This is a genomic window from Pseudoflavonifractor sp. 60 (assembly GCF_009911645.1).
Lineage (GTDB): Bacteria > Bacillota > Clostridia > Oscillospirales > Oscillospiraceae > Lawsonibacter.
This window is the reverse complement of sequence record NZ_QWKI01000351.1, coordinates 1-228: the sequence shown is the minus strand read 5'-3', so window position 1 is coordinate 228 and position 228 is coordinate 1. Positions and strand designations below refer to the sequence as shown.

Genomic DNA, 228 nt, shown 5'->3' with positions numbered 1-228 from the left:
CTCCTGGGGCACCTCGTCCTCGTCCATCCTGTCGTTGGCAGCCCGGATGGCCTTGAGCACCGCCTCGCCGGTGGACAGGGCCGCTCCGGCGGACACCTTGGAGATCCCCTCCTTCCCCGCGTAGCAGGCGAAGCGGAAGGCGTCCAGCTCCGGGACCACCTTGGTGCGGATGAACTCCCCCGCCAGCCGCCCGAAGGCAATGCCGGCGGTCTCCAGGTTGTCCATGGT

1 pseudogene is annotated in these 228 nt (G+C 69.3%); it reads right to left on the bottom strand.

The annotated features are described in order from the left end of the window. A pseudogene (locus D1646_RS22345) lies at positions 1–228 on the bottom strand (hypothetical protein); the annotation flags it as partial.